The organism is Nocardioides gilvus (assembly GCF_003194605.1).
Taxonomy (GTDB): Bacteria; Actinomycetota; Actinomycetes; order Propionibacteriales; family Nocardioidaceae; genus Nocardioides; species Nocardioides gilvus.
Genome location: NZ_QHKY01000001.1, coordinates 328,058 through 346,024, shown reverse-complemented (window position 1 = coordinate 346,024; position 17,967 = coordinate 328,058). Strand labels below are relative to the sequence as shown.

General features: G+C 69.6%; 15 protein-coding genes. All 15 read left to right on the top strand.

Annotation, left to right across the window (positions count from 1 at the left end; all coding sequences use genetic code 11):
• The first annotated feature begins 1 nt into the window (after nt 1).
• The 15 genes from DNK52_RS01605 to DNK52_RS01535 all read left to right on the top strand — a co-directional run bounded on the left by DNK52_RS01605 (nt 2) and on the right by DNK52_RS01535 (nt 17,920).
• On the top strand, nt 2–2,254 hold the full coding sequence (locus DNK52_RS01605; RefSeq protein WP_204163329.1) for an ATP-dependent DNA helicase RecG: 2,253 nt from the start codon (nt 2–4) through the stop codon (nt 2,252–2,254).
• Entirely contained in the window at nt 2,251–2,844 is a 594-nt protein-coding gene (rsmD, locus tag DNK52_RS01600; protein ID WP_110238877.1) for a 16S rRNA (guanine(966)-N(2))-methyltransferase RsmD, read from the top strand. The genes DNK52_RS01605 and rsmD overlap by 4 nt, the downstream gene beginning before the upstream one ends.
• 13 nt (nt 2,845–2,857) lie before the next feature.
• A complete protein-coding gene (gene coaD, locus DNK52_RS01595) occupies nt 2,858–3,349 on the top strand; it encodes a pantetheine-phosphate adenylyltransferase (RefSeq protein ID WP_110238875.1) in 492 nt (163 codons plus the stop codon).
• An 81-nt stretch (nt 3,350–3,430) separates the two neighbouring features.
• Nucleotides 3,431–3,985 (top strand): YceD family protein, encoded by a 555-nt coding sequence (locus DNK52_RS01590; RefSeq protein WP_110238873.1) that lies wholly within the window; start codon nt 3,431–3,433, stop codon nt 3,983–3,985.
• Between the two features lie 64 nt (nt 3,986–4,049).
• Complete coding sequence (gene rpmF, locus DNK52_RS01585) at nt 4,050–4,235, top strand: 50S ribosomal protein L32 (protein WP_110238871.1); 186 nt, start codon at nt 4,050–4,052, stop codon at nt 4,233–4,235.
• A gap of 68 nt (nt 4,236–4,303) precedes the next feature.
• Nucleotides 4,304–4,984: a ribonuclease III gene (rnc, locus tag DNK52_RS01580; RefSeq protein WP_239455321.1), complete on the top strand. Its 681-nt coding sequence runs from the start codon at nt 4,304–4,306 to the stop codon at nt 4,982–4,984.
• 5 nt (nt 4,985–4,989) lie between these two features.
• Nucleotides 4,990–5,838: a bifunctional DNA-formamidopyrimidine glycosylase/DNA-(apurinic or apyrimidinic site) lyase gene (gene mutM / locus DNK52_RS01575; RefSeq protein ID WP_110238867.1), complete on the top strand. Its 849-nt coding sequence runs from the start codon at nt 4,990–4,992 to the stop codon at nt 5,836–5,838.
• A 120-nt stretch (nt 5,839–5,958) separates the two neighbouring features.
• Nucleotides 5,959–6,162, top strand: coding sequence for a hypothetical protein (locus DNK52_RS01570; RefSeq protein WP_110238865.1), 204 nt, complete (start codon nt 5,959–5,961; stop codon nt 6,160–6,162).
• Between the two features lie 68 nt (nt 6,163–6,230).
• Entirely contained in the window at nt 6,231–9,773 is a 3,543-nt protein-coding gene (smc, locus tag DNK52_RS01565; protein WP_110238863.1) for a chromosome segregation protein SMC, read from the top strand.
• A gap of 150 nt (nt 9,774–9,923) precedes the next feature.
• Nucleotides 9,924–10,094, top strand: coding sequence for a hypothetical protein (locus DNK52_RS01560; protein ID WP_162598550.1), 171 nt, complete (start codon nt 9,924–9,926; stop codon nt 10,092–10,094).
• Between the two features lie 21 nt (nt 10,095–10,115).
• Nucleotides 10,116–11,282, top strand: a complete 1,167-nt coding sequence (ftsY, locus tag DNK52_RS01555) for a signal recognition particle-docking protein FtsY (protein ID WP_110239912.1) — start codon at nt 10,116–10,118, stop codon at nt 11,280–11,282.
• A 15-nt stretch (nt 11,283–11,297) separates the two neighbouring features.
• Nucleotides 11,298–13,706 (top strand): glycosyltransferase family protein, encoded by a 2,409-nt coding sequence (locus DNK52_RS01550; protein WP_162598549.1) that lies wholly within the window; start codon nt 11,298–11,300, stop codon nt 13,704–13,706.
• A gap of 155 nt (nt 13,707–13,861) precedes the next feature.
• Nucleotides 13,862–15,181 (top strand): ammonium transporter, encoded by a 1,320-nt coding sequence (locus DNK52_RS01545; protein WP_110238857.1) that lies wholly within the window; start codon nt 13,862–13,864, stop codon nt 15,179–15,181.
• Complete coding sequence (locus DNK52_RS01540) at nt 15,178–15,516, top strand: P-II family nitrogen regulator (RefSeq protein WP_110238855.1); 339 nt, start codon at nt 15,178–15,180, stop codon at nt 15,514–15,516. The genes DNK52_RS01545 and DNK52_RS01540 overlap by 4 nt, the downstream gene beginning before the upstream one ends.
• 175 nt (nt 15,517–15,691) lie before the next feature.
• Nucleotides 15,692–17,920 carry a [protein-PII] uridylyltransferase gene (locus DNK52_RS01535; protein WP_162598548.1) on the top strand — a complete coding sequence of 743 codons (2,229 nt, stop codon included), beginning with the start codon at nt 15,692–15,694 and terminating at the stop codon, nt 17,918–17,920.
• The last annotated feature ends 47 nt before the right edge of the window (nt 17,921–17,967 follow it).

Here is a 17,967-nt window from a genome sequence, read left to right as displayed (position 1 = left end):
GTTGGTTGCCATCACCCCCGAGTCCCCTGTCGCCGCAGTCTTCGGCAAGTCGGTCCAGAAGCGCCGGACGGTCGAGGAAGGGCTGGGCATCAGGACCGTCGGCGACCTGCTCTGGCACTTCCCCCGCCGCTACGTGAAGACCACCGAGCTCAGCGAGGTCGCGGAACCCGTCGAGGGGCAGTTGCTCAGCGTCGTCGGTGAGATCACCGCGAGCGTGGTGAAACCGTTCCTCAACCGGCGCACCAACAAGATGAGCCAACGGCTCGAGGTGCGGGTGGCGACCAACGGCCCGCAGTTCACGATGACGTTCTTCCTCCCGCACCAGAGCCTGGCCGAGCGGGAGCAGCGCCGCATGGCTGTCGGGAGCCGCGGCATGTTCACCGGCAAGGCCCAGGTCTTCAACGGTTCCTGGCAGCTGGCGCAACCACACAGCGTGGTCTTCGGGGGAGGCGACAGCGAGAGCGACGGCGACGTGGCCGGGAGTGAGGGGCTCGCGTCGAGCCTCAAGGGCCTCATGCCGGTCTACCCGTTGAGCGGCAAGCTCTACTCGTGGGACCTGCAGAAGACCGTCCAGTTCGCGCTGGACGTCGTCTCCGGCGTGCCCGAGACCTTCCCCGACGACCTGCGCGAGCGCTTCCGGGTCTGCGACGTGATGACCGCACTCAGGTGGATCCACGGACCTGACGACCACGCCCAGCTCGGGGCTGCGCAGCGACGCTTCCGCTTCGAGGAGGCACTGGTCCTGCAGCTGGTGATGGCGCGTCGCCGTGCCCTCCTGCGGGCCCAGGGTGCCCAGGCGCGTACGGGCGAGGGGGGAGCGTTGCTCGCGGCCTTCGACGCCCGCCTGCCCTTCGAGCTCACCGCTGGTCAGCGCGAGATCGGTGCGGTGCTCGAGGGCGAGTTGGCCCAGCCGCACCCGATGAACCGCCTCCTGCAGGGTGAGGTCGGCTCCGGCAAGACGTTGGTGGCGCTGAGGGCGATGCTCCGCGTCGTCGACTCCGGTGGCCAGGCTGTGCTGCTGGCGCCCACCGAGGTACTCGCCCAGCAGCACCACCGCTCGGTCACCGCGATGCTCGGTGACCTGGCTGCCTCCGGGATGCTCGGAGGGGCCGAGGAGAGCACGCGTGTCACCCTGCTCACCGGCTCCATGGGCAAGGCCCAACGCCAGGCCGCGATGCTCGAGATCGCCACGGGCGAGGCGGGCATCGTGATCGGCACCCACGCCCTGCTCGAGGGCAACGTCACCTTCTTCGACCTGGGGCTCGTCGTCGTCGACGAGCAGCACCGCTTCGGGGTGGAGCAACGCGCTGCGCTGACCGACAAGGCCCTCAGCCCACCGCACGTCCTGGTCATGACGGCCACCCCCATCCCGCGCACCGTGGCGATGACGGTCTTCGGCGACCTCGAGACCTCCGTCCTGCGCGAACTGCCTGCGGGCCGGGCCCCGATCACCACCCACGTCGCCCCGCTCGCCGAGCAGCCGCACTGGGAGGGGCGCGTCTGGCAACGCGTCGCCGAGGAGGTCGCCCGGGGGCACCAGGCGTACGTCGTCTGCCCCCGGATCTCCGGTGACGTCCAGGAGACGGGGGAGCGCGACCAGCTCGACGTCGACGAGAACGGACGTACGCTCGCCCCCCGGCGTCCGTTGTCGGCCGTCGAGGACGTCACCGCGCACCTGACCGCGGGTCCGTTGGCCGACCTCCGGGTCGAGATGCTGCACGGAAGGCTGACGCCCGAGGCGAAGGACGCGGTGATGCGACGCTTCGCGGCGGGCGAGGTCGATGTCCTGGTCTCCACCACCGTGATCGAGGTCGGGGTCGACGTCGCCAACGCGACCGCCATGGTGATCCTCGACGCCGATCGCTTCGGCGTCTCCCAGCTGCACCAACTGAGGGGCCGGGTGGGTCGTGGCGGTCTGCCCGGGATCTGTCTGCTGGTCAGTCATGCCGAGGTCGGCAGCGACGCCCGCGAGCGGCTCACCGCAGTCGCAGCGACCACCGACGGCTTCGAGCTGAGTCGCGTGGACCTGGAGCAGCGGCGTGAGGGCGACGTCCTGGGACGCAACCAGAGTGGGTTCCGTTCCAGCCTGGAGAACCTGCGCGTGCTGCGCGACGAGAAGACCATCGTGGAGGCTCGTGAGGCCGCCGAGAAGCTGCTGGGGCACGACCCCGAGCTGAGTGGAGCGCCGGAGTTGGCGCGTCTGGTGCGGGAGACCGAGATGAGCAGCCGCACAGAATTCATGGAGAAGGCATGACCAGGATCATCGGCGGACAGGCCCGCGGGCGCCGTCTCGCGACCCCTCGGGGCACCGCCACCCGCCCGACCAGCGACCGGGTGCGCGAGGCTCTGTTCTCCGCCGTCGAGTCGTGGTGCGGTTCCTTGGTCGGGCTGCGTGTCCTCGACCTGTACGCCGGCTCCGGCGCCGTCGGGCTCGAGGCCTGGTCGCGCGGGGCCGGGGTGGTGACGTTCGTGGAGCAGGATCGCCGCACGGCAGCCCTGATCGCGACGAATGCGCGCGAGATCGGCTTCACGAAGGCCGACGTCCGGGCTGCGTCGACGAGAGCAGTGCTGGCCAAGGCCCCGAGCGCGCCCTACGACGTGGTCTTCTCCGACCCGCCCTACCCCTTGACCGGCGAAGAGGTCGAGGCCGACCTGGTGGCCCTCCTCGCCCACGGCTGGCTGGTGCCCGAAGCGCTGGTGGTGGTGGAGCGGGGCAAGCGGGCCGCGCGGTTGTCCTGGCCCGAGGGCCTGGAGGCGGGTCGCGAGAAGAAGTACGGGGAGACCACGCTTTGGTACGGTCACGCCACGCCTGAGGACACCTCCGAGGCGTCCCCCACCGCCTGAGGAGGACCGACACGTGCGACGCGCTGTCTGCCCCGGTTCCTACGACCCTGTGACCAAGGGGCACCTCGACATCGTGCGCCGCGCCTCGCGCATCTTCGACGAGGTGATTGTCGCGACCGGGGTGAACGTGTCCAAGAGTCGGTTCTTCTCGCCCGAGGAACGACTCGGCATGCTCGAGACCGCCACGGCCGACCTGCCGAACGTCCGGGTGGCGGGTTTCACCGGCCTGTTGACGGATTTTTGCCGCGACAACGACGTCCACGCGATCGTGAAGGGACTGCGCGGTTCCGGTGACTTCGAGTACGAACTGCCGATGGCCCAGATGAATGCTCACCTGGCCGACGTCGAAACCGTCTTCATCCCGGCGGACCCGGCGCACTCCTTCGTCTCCTCCAGCCTGGTGAAGGAAGTGGCCAGTTTCGGAGGGGACGTGGCGGCCTTCGTGCCCGACTTCGTGCTGGAGCGGCTGAACGCACGCGCCGCGGAGCGGTCCCGGGGGGCGTGAGCGAGCACCCTGTTTTGCTCCTGTGACCCGACGGCGGTTAGGCTCCTCTAGTTCTGTTGTGCCGATCATGGAAGTGGGCCAGTGACCAGTCTGGACCCGAAAGCGCCGCTCGTGCTGGATACGCACGAGCTCGGCCGCCGCCCGGGAAACCAGCGTGAGTTGACCCTTGACGTGTCGGCGCCGGCAGAGCTTGGCATCGAAGTGCTCCGTGTCCCCGAAGGGGAGCAGATCCACCTGGAACTGCGCCTCGAGGCGGTCATGGAGGGCGTGTTGGTCACGGGGACGGCGGAAGCCGACCTCGTCGGAGAATGCGTGCGTTGTCTGGAGACCATCGAGGACGAGTTCCTCGTCGATCTCCAGGAGATGTACGTCTACGACGACAACCGGCGCGACCAGTCCGACGAGGATCTGGACGACGAGGTCAGCACACTCGAGGACGACCTGCTCGACCTCGAGCCCTTGTTGCGGGATGCGGTGGTGCTTGCACTGCCGTTCCAGCCGCTCTGCCAGGACGACTGTCCCGGGCTGTGCACCGAGTGTGGTGCCCGGCTCGCGGATGACCCCGACCATGGTCATGAGGCTGCGATCGACCCGCGCTGGGCGGGCCTCACGGCCCTGCAGCAGGACGAAGACTGAAGATCCGGTCGGACCCGACCGGACAAGCAAGTGGCCATACGGGCCCAGGCATGAGGAGATAACAGTGGCTGTTCCGAAGCGGAAGATGTCGCGCAGCAACACGCGCCACCGTCGCTCGCAGTGGAAGGCTGTCGCCCCTTCGCTGGTGGCCTGCGCCAACCCGGCGTGTGGCGCCAAGCACCTCCCGCACCGTGCGTGCGGCGAGTGTGGACAGTACGGCGCCCGCGCCGACCGTCGCCAGGTCCTCTGACCAGGTTCTGACCACTGACCACCCAGCGTCTGCGCGAACAACTCGGGGATCCAGTACTGGACCCCGAGTTGCTTGAGCGCGCACTCACGCACCGCTCGTACGCGTACGAGAACGGTGGTCTGCCCACCAATGAGCGGCTGGAGTTCCTCGGGGACTCGGTGCTCGGAGTGGTGGTCACCCAGAAGCTCTACTCGACCCACCCGGACCTGTCCGAGGGTCGTCTGGCCAAGTTGCGGGCTGCCGTGGTCAACGCGCGAGCGTTGGCCGGGGTGGCCCGCAGCATCGGTCTGGGTGAGCACATCAAGCTCGGTCGGGGTGAGGAGAGCACGGGCGGACGCGAAAAGGCGTCCATCCTCTCCGACACCGTCGAAGCAGTGATCGGTGCGATCCACCTCTCCGGTGGCTTCGAGGCCTCCGCCCAGGTCGTCCACCTGCTCTTCGACCCCCTCATGGAGGCGGCCGCCGACATGGGCGCCGGCCTCGACTGGAAGACCTCCCTGCAGGAGTTGGCCGCGAGCCACTCGCTGGGGGTCCCTGAATACGTGATCCAGGACGACGGTCCCGACCACATGAAGACCTTCACCGCGCAGGTGCGCGTCGGTGACGCCCTCTACGGCCACGGTGCCGGTCGTTCGAAGAAGGAAGCCGAGCAGGCTGCCGCGCAGACCGCCTACGGCGAGATCAGCGCCGCCCATGCCGTCGAGACGGCTGCCGACGCTGAGCCGGCTGCAAACCAAGCGCTCACCTGAGTTCGGTGCCTGAACTCCCCGAGGTCGAAGTCGTACGACGAGGCCTCGAACGCCACGTCATCGGCGTCACCATCGACGCCGTCGAGGTGCTGCACCCGCGACCGTTGCGGCGCGACCCTCTCGGACCCGACGGCTTCGCCGAGGCGGTGCGCGGTCGTACGATCACGGCCGTTCGACGGCGTGGCAAGTACTTCTGGCTCGCACTCGACGATACCGACGCCGTCCTCGGACACCTCGGCATGAGTGGGCAGATGCTCATCCAGGCGCCCACCGCTGCGGTGGAACGTCACCTCCGAGTGAGTTTCGCGCTGTCCAACTGTGCGCAGATGCGCTTCGTCGACCAGCGCATGTTCGGCGGAGTGTCCTATGCCCCCGGCGGAGCCGACCTGCCCGACGAGATCACCCACATCGCCCGGGACCCTCTCGACCCTGAGTTCGACGTCGATGCAGTGGTGAGGAGGATGCGCGGGCGGGGGAGTGCCGTCAAGCGTCAACTGCTCGACCAGACCCTGGTCTCCGGCGTCGGCAACATCTATGCCGACGAGGCCCTGTGGCGCACCGGCCTGCACGGCGAACGTCCGGGCGACCGGCTGACCCGCGCCCAGGCGACGCAGGTCCTGGGTCATGCCCGGGAGGTGATGGGTGAGGCGCTGGTCCAGGGCGGCACCAGCTTCGACGACCTCTACGTCAACGTGAACGGGGAGTCCGGGTACTTCGACCGCAGCCTGCACGCGTACGGCCGTGAGGACGAACCCTGCGATCGGTGCGGGACCGCCATCCGTCGCGCCTCCTTCATGAACCGGTCCTCGTACTTCTGTCCGAAGTGCCAGCCGGTGCCCAGATTGCGACGCTGAGGCAGCGCTCAGGCGACCGTGAAGACGGTGTCGAACGCCAAGAATTGACCCCGGTGCGGCCCGGTGGGACTCTTGGATGAGGTCCGCGACGGGCCAGACGTACTCAGTGAAAGGCATGCGATGGCGAAGGCCCTCCTCGGACATCTCCACACCGACCAGCGTGGCGCGTCCCGACTCGTTTCCGAGAACGCACGACTCCGTCTCCGGGTCCGTGACCTCGAAGCCCTGGTCCTGCGTCTGCAGGACGAGAACACCAGGCTCTCCGACCTCCAGGCGACCGCTCTCCTCGAGCAGGAGTCCCTGCAGGAGATGCTCCCGGCCTAACTCCGTGGGAGTCCCTCGAACGGTAGTGTGAGCGACGCCGCACTGCTGCTGAGTTGTCGAGGAGTCCTGTGTACCTGAAGAGCCTGACCCTGAAGGGGTTCAAGTCCTTCGCGTCCTCGACCACCCTCCACCTCGAACCGGGCATCACCTGCATCGTCGGCCCCAACGGCTCCGGCAAGTCCAACGTCGTCGACGCACTTGCCTGGGTGATGGGTGAACAGGGCGCCAAGTCGCTGCGCGGCGGCAAGATGGAGGACGTCATCTTCGCCGGCACCACCGGCCGCCCTCCGCTGGGTCGGGCCGAGGTGCAGCTGACGATCGACAACAGCGACGGTGCCCTGCCCATCGACTACTCCGAAGTCACCATCAGCCGGACGATGTTCCGCAACGGCGGCTCGGAGTACGCGATCAACGGGACGTCGTGCCGCCTTCTCGACGTCCAGGATCTGCTCAGTGACTCCGGCATCGGGCGCGAGATGCACGTCATCGTGGGCCAGGGCCAACTCGACTCCATCCTCCACGCGACGCCTGAGGACCGGCGTGGGTTCGTGGAGGAGGCCGCCGGCGTGCTGAAGCACCGCAAGCGCAAGGAGAAGGCGCTTCGCAAGCTCGGCTCGACCGAGGGCAACCTGACCCGGCTCGACGACCTGCTCACCGAGATCCGGCGCCAACTCAAACCCCTGGGTCGCCAGGCTGAGGTGGCTCGTCGCGCCGCGACCGTCCAGGCGGACGTACGCGACGCACGCGCCCGAATCGCGGCCGATGACCTGGTGCAGGCCCGGACCGTGCTCGAGCAGGAGATGGCCGACGAGTCCGTGCTGGTCCACCGGCGCGGCGAGGTGGAGGCCGAGCTCGCCGGGGCCCGGGAGACGGAGGCCTCCCTGGAAGCGGCTCTGCGCGAGGACCTGCCGGCGTTGGCTGCTGCCCAGGAGACCTGGTTCGCCCTGTCGGGGCTGCGGGAGCGCCTGCGTGGCACCCAGTCCCTGGCAGCCGAGCGGGTGCGCAACGCCCGCAGCAGCGGGCACGACCAGATCGACACGGGTCGCGATCCTGACCGTCTCGAAGCAGACGCGGCGCGAGCCAAGGAGGCCGAGGAGGCCATCTCGGTCGAGGTCGAGCAGTTGCGCACGGCGCTCGAGGAGGCCATCGCGACGCGGCGTCAGGCAGAGGACGCCGCGGCTGAGGAAGATCGCCGGATCGCGGCATTGGTGCGAGCCGCCGCCGATCGACGTGAAGGGTTGGCCAGGTTGACCGGGCAGGTCAACGCCCTGAAGAGCCGGTCCGCTGCGGCGGACGAGGAGATCGGACGGCTGCGGGCCGCCCGCGCCGAGGCCCTGGCCCGCGCGGAGGAGGCCAACCGGGAGTTCACCGCGCTGGAGACCCGGGTCGCCGGTCTCGACGCGGGCGAGGAGGGTCTGGACGCTGAGCACGAGGACGCGGTCAACGCCCTCGACGAGCTCGACGAGCGCCTGGGTCGTCTGCGGGAGGACGCGGCCCAGACCGACCGGGACCGTGGTGCGTTGCGCGCTCGCAAGGAGGCGCTGGCGCTGGGTCTCAACCGCAAGGACGGGGCGGGGGCCCTGTTGTCGGCGGCCGAGAAGGTCTCCGGCCTGCTTGGTTCGGTCGCTGCGTTGCTCGACGTCGAGACAGGCCACGAGGTGGCAGTCGCTGCTGCGCTGGGAGCCGCTGCCGACGCAGTGGCCGTCCGTGACGCCGGCTCGGCCGCTGCAGCCATCGCCTACCTGAAGGACGAGGACCTGGGCCGCGCCGGGCTGCTGCTGGGCGGAGGGCCGGCCGTGGGCCGTGACTGGCCTGCACTGCCGGCGGGGGCGACGTACGCCCTGGACGTGGTGAAGGGGCCCGAGGCCCTCGAGTCGGCACTGACCCGTCTCCTGGAGCGGGTCGCGCTGGTCCCGGACCTGGACACGGCACGAGCCGTCGTCGCGGAGCTCACCGACGTGGTCGCGGTCACCGCCGCGGGCGACGTCATCGGGGCGCACTTCGCCTCTGGTGGATCGTCCTCGCAGCCCAGTCTGCTCGAGGTGCAGGCGGCGCACGACGAGGCCGAGGCCGCGTTGGTCGAGGTCACTGCCCGCACCGAACGGCTCGGTTTCGAGCTCTCCGGTCTCGAAGCCGAGCGCCTCGAGGCGGTGAAGCGGGCCGACGTGGCGCTGGCCCGGCTGCACGAGTCCGACGCGACGTTGGCTGCGGTCGCCGAGGAGCTCGGTCAGCACGGCTCGCGGGCGCGGGCAGCGCGGGGGGAGGCCGAACGACTCGAGCGAGCCGTGCTGAAGGCGACCGAGGCCCGGGAGAAGGACCTGGCCGGTCTGGCCGATCTCGAGCTCCGGCTGGCGGCTGCGACCGAAGCCCCTGAGGTGGAGCCGGACACCAGCACCCGCGAGGCGCTGGCCGAGGCCGCACGCGCTTCGCGGCAGGCCGAGACCGAGGCGCGACTGACGCTGCGTACGTCCGAAGAACGAGCCCGTGCCAGTCACGGTCGCGCCGACTCTTTGCTGCGTCAGGCCCGAGCCGAGCGTGAGGCGCGAGCCAAGGCCCAGGCCCACCGCGCCCGGCTGCTGCGCGAAGGGAGAGCGGCTGAGGCGGTGGGCGCGGCCGTCGCCGTGGTCCTGCACGCCCTGGAGAGCTCGGTCAACGCGGCGGCCGAGGCCCGAGCCGAGGTCGAGCGCTCCCGCCACGATCGCGAGCAGCGCCTGCTCACCGTACGAGCGCGGCTGCGAGACCTCGGCCGGGAGCACGACGAACTGGTCAACTCCGTGCACCGAGACGAGATGGCCCGGACGCAGCAGCGGATGCGGATCGAGCAGATGGAGGAGAAGGCGATCGACGAGCTGGGTCTCGACCCCCAGGTGCTCGTCGACGAGTACGGCCCCCACACCCTCGTGCCCTTCTTCGGGGAGGTCGCCGAGGGGGCCGAGACCCCGGAGCCGGTGTCGTTCGACCGGGACGAGCAGAGCAAGCGGCTGCGGGCCGCCGAGCGGGTGCTGGCCCAGCTGGGGCGGGTCAACCCGTTGGCCCTGGAGGAGTTCAACGCGATGGAGGAGCGGCACAAGTTCCTCACCGAACAGCTCGATGACCTGCGGCGCACGCGCAAGGACCTGCTCGACATCGTCAAGGAGGTCGACCAGCGGGTCGAGCAGGTGTTCACCGAGGCGTACGCCGACGTGGAGAAGGCCTTCGATTCCACCTTCTCGCGGCTCTTCCCGGGAGGTGAGGGACGCCTGGTCCTCACCGATCCCTCCAACATGCTCACCACCGGCATCGAGGTGGAGGCCCGGCCTCCGGGCAAGAAGGTGAAGAGGCTTTCGCTCCTCTCCGGCGGTGAGCGCTCCTTGGTGGCGGTCTGTTTCCTGGTCGCCCTCTTCAAGGCGCGGCCGTCGCCGTTCTACATCCTTGACGAGGTCGAGGCAGCGCTCGACGACACCAACCTGGGCCGCCTGCTCCAGATCTACGAGGAGTTGCGCGAGAATTCCCAGCTCCTCGTCATCACCCACCAGAAGCGCACCATGGAGGTCGGGGACGCCCTCTACGGCGTCACGATGCGAGGTGACGGGGTTTCGGCCGTGATCAGCCAGCGACTCAAGGAGAGCTGAGCAGCCCCCTTGTGGTGATCACCACTCCCGGGTTGGTGATCGGACCGCGCTGGGTGTGACACCCTTGGTGCCGGGGAACAGAACTGGTCGCGGGGGCCGGACCAGCTGCCCCGCGGACAGGGAGTGACGCAGTTGTTTGCCGTCGTTGTGATGACGTTGTTGAGCGTGGTTGTCGGGGTTCTGGTCCTGACGTACGTCGCCTTCCCCCACCGTGGTGAGGACGTGCCGGGCGCCCCGTGGCTCGGTCAGGCGATGCGGCGTGGGATCGAGCGACTGCCCGCCCGGGAGACCGATGAGGAACCGCTTCTCCGTCGACGCTGACTCTCTGGGAAGATGCACCCCATGAGCGAATCAGTCTTGATCTTCCTGGGTGTCGCCCTGGCGATCCTCGTGGTCGCCGGCCTCGTCGTCGCTGCCACCGCAGCCTTGCGCCGTGGCCCCGGCAAGTCAGTCGGACCGTCGACGTCCACCGATGTCCTCGAAGCCCCCCCTGAGGGGCGGACGGAGGCTCCGTCGGGTGAGGTCGACACAGCTGAACCAGTCGCCGGGCCGACCCTCGAGGAGCCCACGGCACCCGCGCTGGAGAAGCCGGAAGGCACCGCGTCGCGGCTGGTCCGGCTGCGTCAGCGACTGTCTCGTTCGCAGGGCACCCTGGGACGCGGGCTCCTGGCCCTGCTCTCCAGCGACAAGCTCGACGAGGACACCTGGGAGTCGATCGAGGACACCCTGCTCACCGCCGACATCGGGGTCACCCCGACGACGGAGCTGGTCACCAACCTGCGCAAGCGACTGAGGGTCGAGGGCGGTACTGCTTCCGAGGCCCGTACGGTCCTGGGCGAGGAGCTGCTCGAGCTCGTCGGCCCCGACATGGACCGCCGCCTCCGCGTCAGCGGTGAGGACGGCAAGCCCGGTGTCATGCTGGTCGTCGGTGTCAACGGTGTCGGCAAGACCACGACCGTCGGCAAGATCGGGCGCATCCTGGTCGCCGAGGACCGTACGGTCCTGATGGGTGCCGCCGACACCTTCCGAGCGGCAGCTGCCGAGCAGCTCGGCACCTGGGGCGAGCGCGTCGGCGTCGAGGTCATCCGTGGTCCTGAAGGGACCGACCCCGCCAGCGTCGCCTTCGAAGCGGTCAAGGAAGGCATCGCCCGCGAGATCGACACCGTCATCGTCGACACGGCCGGGCGTCTGCAGAACAAGGCCGGACTGATGGACGAGCTCGGCAAGGTCAAGCGCGTCATCGAGAAGCTGGCGCCGGTCACCGAGGTGCTCCTGGTCCTCGATGCCACCACCGGGCAGAACGGGATGATCCAGGCCAAGGTCTTCTCCGAGGTGGTCGACGTGACCGGCATCGTGCTGACCAAGTTGGACGGGTCCGCCAAGGGCGGCATCGTCGTGGCGGTCCAGCGTGAGCTCGGCGTGCCGGTCAAGCTGGTCGGCCTGGGCGAAGGCGCCGACGACCTGGCTCCCTTCGACCCCCGGGCCTTCGTCGACGCGCTGCTCGGCTGAGTCGCGGGGAGCGAGGTGGCTGTGGGGGAGGACCGGCCTGGCCCGATCCGCAGGATGTTCGGGGCGGGCCGTAGGGCCCGGGCCGCAGCCGAGCAGACCGGTCCGGTCGATCCGGGCACGAGCGGCACTGCGCCTGCGGCACCTGCACGCCTGCGGGAGGAGGACCTACTTCTCCAGAGCCCGCTCTTCGACGCCGAGTGGTACGAACTGGTCGCCGGGGTGGGCGGCGACCGCGAGACCCTCGTACGGCACTACCTCTCCCGCCCGGTGGGGCAACGGGTATCCCCGCACCCCCTCTTCGACCCGGACTGGTTCCGGCACAACTTCTCCGGTGACGTGGGAGAGCGCGACCCCTTCCTGGTCTACCTGCGCCGACAGGCCTGGAGCAGCGCCACCCATCCACTCTTCTCAGCCAGTTACTACCGCCGCACGGTGCCCGCGGCGAAGCGGCATCCGTACGGTCCTCTCGGGCACTACGTGGAGTTCGGCGCCCCGGCTGGAGCAGCCGGCCACCGATGGCTCCAGGGGGACGGAACCGCTCCTGCGACTGACGTCCGCGCCCTGGTCCTGGACAGCCGGCGGGCATGGATGGAACGTCGCGACCGTGCCGCCTCCGGCGCGGCATTGCAGGCCACTCCTGACTGGGAGGGTGAGCAGGCCCGTGAACGCGATCCGCAGTTGACCTCGGTGGTCATCGACACCGGCTCCGACTGGGAGTCGACCGCCCGAGCCGTACGTCGGGTGGTGGAAGGTGCCGGTGCGCGCCGGGTACAGGTCGTGCTCATCGCCCGCGCCAGCGACCCCCTGACGTCGCTGGTGCTCGACGCCCTCACCGTGCGCCACCCCCAGGTGGAGGTCCTGCACCAACCGATCGACCACGGCCCGGCGCAGGGCATCGCAGCGGCGGTGCCACGCCTGCGAGGCAGCACCTTGCTCCTCCTCGACCCCGTCATCGACCTCGACCCGGGTTGGTTGGACCCGTTGCTCGCGCCGCTGGACGACGAGGGGGTGCTGGGCAGTCAACCCCTCCTGCTCCGTCCTGATCGCACAGTCCGATGTGCGGGCCTGGCCTTCGCCGAGGAAGGAGAGGTCCACGAATTCCTGCAGGGCTTTCCGGTCGAGGACGCCGAGGGAGTCGAGCGGCTCTCCTTCCAGGCGCTCAGCGGCGCCTGCCTCCTCCTGCGCACCGCACACTTCGCCTCCGTACGCGGCCTGGATGCGGCCGTGCCTCCCGCCGAACAGGACGTCGACCTCTGCCTCCGTCTGACCGGGGCGAAATCAGGACGCTTCGCGGTCCGGGTCGAGGCCACCGCGGTCCAGCACGACGCCCCTTCGCGGCCGCGCGTCAGGTCGGGGGCACCGCAGGTTGCGGCGGACCACGACGCGCTCTGGGCGAGCAGAGGTTTCACGATCGTCCACGGTGAGCCCTCGGATCAGGCCGGCGGCCCGGCGCTGGTCCGAGTGCGACCGGTGGTCACCGAGGGAGACCCGCGTCTGCGCTGGGCCATCAAGAACCCCGCCACCACCGGTCCGTACGGCGACCGGTGGGGCGACACGCACTTCGCCGAAGCCCTGGCCAGTGCGCTGCGGGGCCTGGGTCAGGAGGTGGTGATCGACCGCCGGGACGCCTTCCACCGACCGACCGGTCGCCATGACGACGTGAACCTCGTGCTGCGGGGACTCACCCGATTCGAGGCGGTGTCGGGCACCGAGACCGTCACGCTCGGCTGGGTGATCTCGCACCCCGACGAGGTGACCCCCGACGAGCTGCGGACCTGGGACCGAGCCCTGGCAGCCTCGACCCACTGGGCCGCGCAGAGGACGCGGGAGTGGGGCATCGAGATCGAAGCGTTGCTCCAGGCATGCGACCCGGCACGCTTCCGGCCTGACCTGGCGGTCCCGGACAGCGGCCACCCAGTGCTCTTCGTGGGCAGTTCGCGCAAGCAGTACCGCCCGATGGTGCGTGACGCGGTCGAGCAGGGACTGCCCCTGGCGGTCTACGGCACGGAGTGGGAGGGTCTGCTGCCGGCAGAGTTCCTGGCGGCGACCTACCTGCCCAACGACCAGTTGGGGGCGGCGTACGGCGCGGCCGGTGTCGTGCTGAACGACCACTGGGAGGACATGCGGGTCGACGGGTTCCTCTCCAACCGGCTCTTCGACGCAGTCGCCAGCGGCGCCCGGGTGATCACCGACGACGTCAAGGGCCTCGAAGGACTCTTCGGTCGTTCGGTGCAGGTGGCACGCACGCCCCGCGACCTCGTCGAGCTGAGCTCGGCGCCGGACCCCGACGCACTCTTCGGGGACATCGCCGAGCGCAGCGCCGTGGCGGGGCGGGTGCGTCGCGATCACTCCTTCACCGCCCGGGCCCGGCGACTTCTCGACCTCGCCGTGGCGGCACGGGTCGCGCGGGGCCTCAGGATCTGAAGGGTCCCGGGCCCGACCAGTTCACACGGACGTAACGTCCGGGGGACCAGACGTTTCATGGATGCAACGTCGCAAGGGCGGCTCGGAAACCTCGGCATCGGAATCTTCTACCTACAGACAGATCCGAACCACCACCCGAGAACCCTGGAGGTCCGATGGAAACCGGAATGCACGCGTGGACGCTGATTGCAGCGTCCCTGGTGCTGATGATGACCACACCAGCACTGGCGTTGTTCTACGGCGGCATGAGCCGCTCCAAGTCAGTGCTGAACATGATGATGATGTCCTTCTCCGCAGTGGGCATCGTGGGCATCATCTACGTCCTCTGGGGCTGGTCGATGTCGTACGGCGAGCAGGACGTCGCTCTGCTGTTCAACAACCCCTTCGAGACCTTCGGTCTGCAGGGCGTCGGGGGAGCCAGCCTCATCGCGGTCGGCTTCCAGATGACGTTCGCAATCATCACGGCGGCCCTGATCTCGGGTGCGGTCGCCGATCGACTCAAGTTCTCGGCCTGGGTCCTCTTCCTGCCGCTGTGGCTGACGTTGTCGTACTTCCCCCTCGCCCACATGGTGTGGGGCGGCGGTTTCCTGAGTGACGCCACCAACGGCCTCGCCGACCTCCTCGGCTCTGCCGCGCCGATCGACTACGCCGGTGGCACCGTGGTCCACATCAACGCCGGTGTGGCCGGTCTGGTCCTCGCGATCATCCTGGGCAAGCGCCTCGGGTTCGGCAAGGAGCCGATCAAGCCGCACAACCTGCCGCTGACCATGATCGGCGCCGGTCTGCTCTGGTTCGGCTGGTACGGCTTCAACGTCGGCTCCATCGTGATCGACACCGAGCTCGACGCTGCCGGCCAGACCGCGCAGTTCCTCTCCGAGACCTCCCTGGTCTGGCTCAACACCACCGTCTGTGCCGCAGCTGCGGTCGTCGGTTGGATGGTCGTGGAGAAGATCCGTCACGGCAAGGCCACCTCGCTCGGTGCCGCCTCCGGCGTCGTCGCCGGTCTGGTCGCCATCACTCCTGCGTGCGGCTCCTTGTCGCCCGTCGGGTCCCTGGCCCTGGGCGTCGTCACCGGTGCTCTCTGCGCCCTGGCCGTCGGCCTGAAGTACAAGTTCGGCTACGACGACGCGCTCGACGTGGTCGGCGTCCACCTCGTGGGTGGTCTGGTCGGCACCGTGGCGATCGGTCTGCTCGCCACCGACGGTGGCCTGTTCTACGGTGACGGTGTGTCGCTCTTCGTCACCCAGGTCGCGGTCGCCCTGTTCGCCATGCTCTGGTCGGCCGTCGCCACGCTGATCGTCGCCCTCATCGTGAAGGCCGTGATCGGTCTGCGGGTCGACGAGGAGACCGAGATCGAGGGCGTCGACTTCGCCGAGCACGGCGAGACCGGCTACGACTTCGGCGCCAGCACCGGCCGCGGTCGCGGCACCCTGGGCACCACCTCCACCAAGGTCAAGGAAGGAGCGGGCGCATGAAGCTCGTCACCGCAGTCATCAAGCCCCACAAGTGGGAGGACGTCCGTGAGGCGTTGGAGACCTTCGGCGTCGCCGGAATGACGGTCTCCGAGGTCAGCGGGTACGGCCGCCAGAAGGGTCACACGGAGGTCTACCGGGGTGCCGAGTACGACATCGCCCTGGTCCCCAAGATCCGCATCGAGATCGTCGTCGAGGACGCTGACGCCAGCGACATCGTCGACATCGTCGTCAAGACCGCCCAGACCGGGCGTATCGGTGACGGCAAGGTGTGGGTCATCCCGGTCGACTCGGTGGTCCGCGTGCGCACCGGCGACAAGGACGAGGCTGCGCTCTGACGCCTGCACCGACCCCTGCGTGAGCACTGTCGTCCCGTGCCACCACTGAGTCAGGCCCACCCCGGCCACCACCCGGGGTGGGCCTGATTCGTTGCCCTGATTCGTTGCTCCGATTCATTGCCCGGCGTCACCGAGCACCCCACTGATCCCCATGCCCGCGAGGAGCACCCCCCCCATGACCGCAGAACAACGGGCCGTCCGTACCGAGCGGGCCGACGAGGCCTGTCGCGCGGCGTACGGACGCATTCCGGGCCCCGAGACCGGGGTCGCCCTGGTGGCGGTCGGTGGGTACGGACGCGGTGAGCTCGCCCCCTACTCCGACCTCGACGTGGTGCTGGTCCACGACGACGGGGTCGACATCAGTGCGTGGGCCGGTGAGCTCTGGTACCCGCTCTGGGACGCCGGCTTCAAGGTCGACCACGCGGTCCGTACGTTCTCCGAGATGATCGCGGCGGCCGAGGACGATGCCCGGGTCGCCCTCGGTCTGCTCGACCTGCGCCACCTCGCTGGCGACCCCCACGTGACCCTGCGCCTTCGAACGACCATGCTCGCTGGCTGGCGCAGGGCCGCGCGGCAACGACTCGGTGACGTGCACGCCCTGGTGAACCGGCGCCACGAGCTGGTGGGTGAGTTGGCCCACGTCGCGGTTCCGGACCTCAAGGAGGCGGCGGGGGGCCTGCGCGATGCCGGTGTGCTGCGCGCCCTGGTCGCCACGTGGCTCGTCGACGTGCCGCACGTGGACCTCGAGCGTCGCCGTCTGGCACTGCTCGACGTGCGTGACGAACTGCACCAGATCACCGGTCGCGCCTGTGACCGGATCGCGCCGGAGTCGTGGACACCGTTGGCCCAGGCACTCGGTATGCCCGACGCGGAGGCCGTGCAGCGGCACGTACGCGGCAACGGGCGGCGCCTGGCGCACCTCAGCCGGCTCACCTGGCGTCGCGTCGACGCAGTGCTGGCGACCCAGGCCCGTCGCGGCGGACGTCGACCGCAACTGGTGCCCCTGGTCCCCGGCCTGGCCATCTCCTCCGGCGAGGTCGTCCTGGACGGGAAGGTGGCTCCCGCGGAGGACTCGTTGCTGCTCCTGCGGGCCGCCGCGGAGGCTGCCGAGCGCGACCTGGTGCTGTCGCCGGTCAGTGCTGCCCGGATGGTCGCCGAGTGTCCGCCGCTGCCGGAGATCTGGCCGGGGGAGGCCCGTGAACTCCTGGTGCGATTGCTGGCCTCGGGCCACGGACTGCTGGGCGTGTGGGAGACGCTGGAGGAGACCCGGGCCATGGACTCGCTGCTCCCGGAGTGGGAGCTGATCCGCCTGCTGCCGCATGCCTCGGCGATCCACCGTTTCACCGTCGACCGGCACGTGGTCGAGACCTGCCTGGAGGCCTCACGACTGATCCGCAAGGTGGCCAGACCCGACCTGCTGATGGTGGCCGCACTGCTCCACGACATCGGCAAGGGAGAGGTCGGCGACCACAGCATCGCGGGTGAGCGGCTCTCGTGGGCGGTGAGTCGTCGTCTGGGGTTCAACGAACATGACCAGGCCGTGATCGCCCGCTTGATCCGCTGGCACCTCCTTCTCGCCGAGACCGCCACCACCCGGGATCCCGACGACCCGGTCACCCTGGAGGACGTCGCGAGCAAGGTCGGCTCCTCGTTGGTGCTCTCCCTCCTGGTCTCCCTGACCGAGGCCGATGCCCTGGCGGCGTCGCCGAAGGCCTGGTCGGCGTGGCGTTCCCAACTGGTCGTCGGGCTCGCAGCGCGGGTCGACGCCGTCCTCGCCACCGGCCCCGAGGAGCCGGAGGAGACCTGGGCTGAGGAGCCTGACCCCGCCGTCAGCGACGACCTCGCTGCGGGACGTGCGCAGGTCCAGTTCGAGGTGGCAGCTCACGGCACCGGGGCGACCGTGACCGTGATGGCGGCGGACCGGGTCGGCCTGCTCGCCGACGTGTCCGCCGTACTGGCCCTGCAGAAGGCCCGGGTGCGCGGGGCGCGTGCCTGGTCGCGCGGCGCCTGGGGTGTCTCCGTGTGGGAGACCGGCAGCGAGAGTCTCGACCCGGGGTTGCTGCGCACGCGATTCGACCTGGTCGCCAGCGGTCAGGCAGACCTCGGTCGGCTGCGAGGCGGCAGTGACGCCCTGGACCCGACCGTCCAGGTCCGCCCCGAGGCATCGCGTCGCGCCACCGTGCTGGAGGTGCGGGCGGGAGATCGGCCAGGGCTGCTCCACACGGTCTTGTCGGCCGTGGCGGAGCTCGACATGACCGTACGTTCGGCTCACGTCGACACGCTCGGCCCCCAGGCCGTGGACGTCTTCTACCTCTGCGAGGTCGGGGCCGGGGCGCTCAGCGACGAGAGGGCCGCGGAGGCTGCCCACGTCGTACGCGGTGCGCTCGCGGGACCACCACGTTGAGGCGGGGATGAAGATGGACACCACCCCGGGCCGATAGGCTGGGTCCG

Excerpts from the sequence above, each read along its gene's own strand:
- rsmD (WP_110238877.1), top strand. The coding sequence starts at position 2,251 with ATGACCAGGATCATCGGCGGACAGGCCCGCGGGCGCCGTCTCGCGACC.
- DNK52_RS01570 (WP_110238865.1), top strand. The coding sequence starts at position 5,959 with ATGGCGAAGGCCCTCCTCGGACATCTCCACACCGACCAGCGTGGCGCG.
- DNK52_RS01560 (WP_162598550.1), top strand. The coding sequence starts at position 9,924 with ATGACGTTGTTGAGCGTGGTTGTCGGGGTTCTGGTCCTGACGTACGTC.
- ftsY (WP_110239912.1), top strand. The coding sequence starts at position 10,116 with ATGAGCGAATCAGTCTTGATCTTCCTGGGTGTCGCCCTGGCGATCCTC.
- DNK52_RS01545 (WP_110238857.1), top strand. The coding sequence starts at position 13,862 with ATGGAAACCGGAATGCACGCGTGGACGCTGATTGCAGCGTCCCTGGTG.
- DNK52_RS01540 (WP_110238855.1), top strand. The coding sequence starts at position 15,178 with ATGAAGCTCGTCACCGCAGTCATCAAGCCCCACAAGTGGGAGGACGTC.
- DNK52_RS01535 (WP_162598548.1), top strand. The coding sequence starts at position 15,692 with ATGACCGCAGAACAACGGGCCGTCCGTACCGAGCGGGCCGACGAGGCC.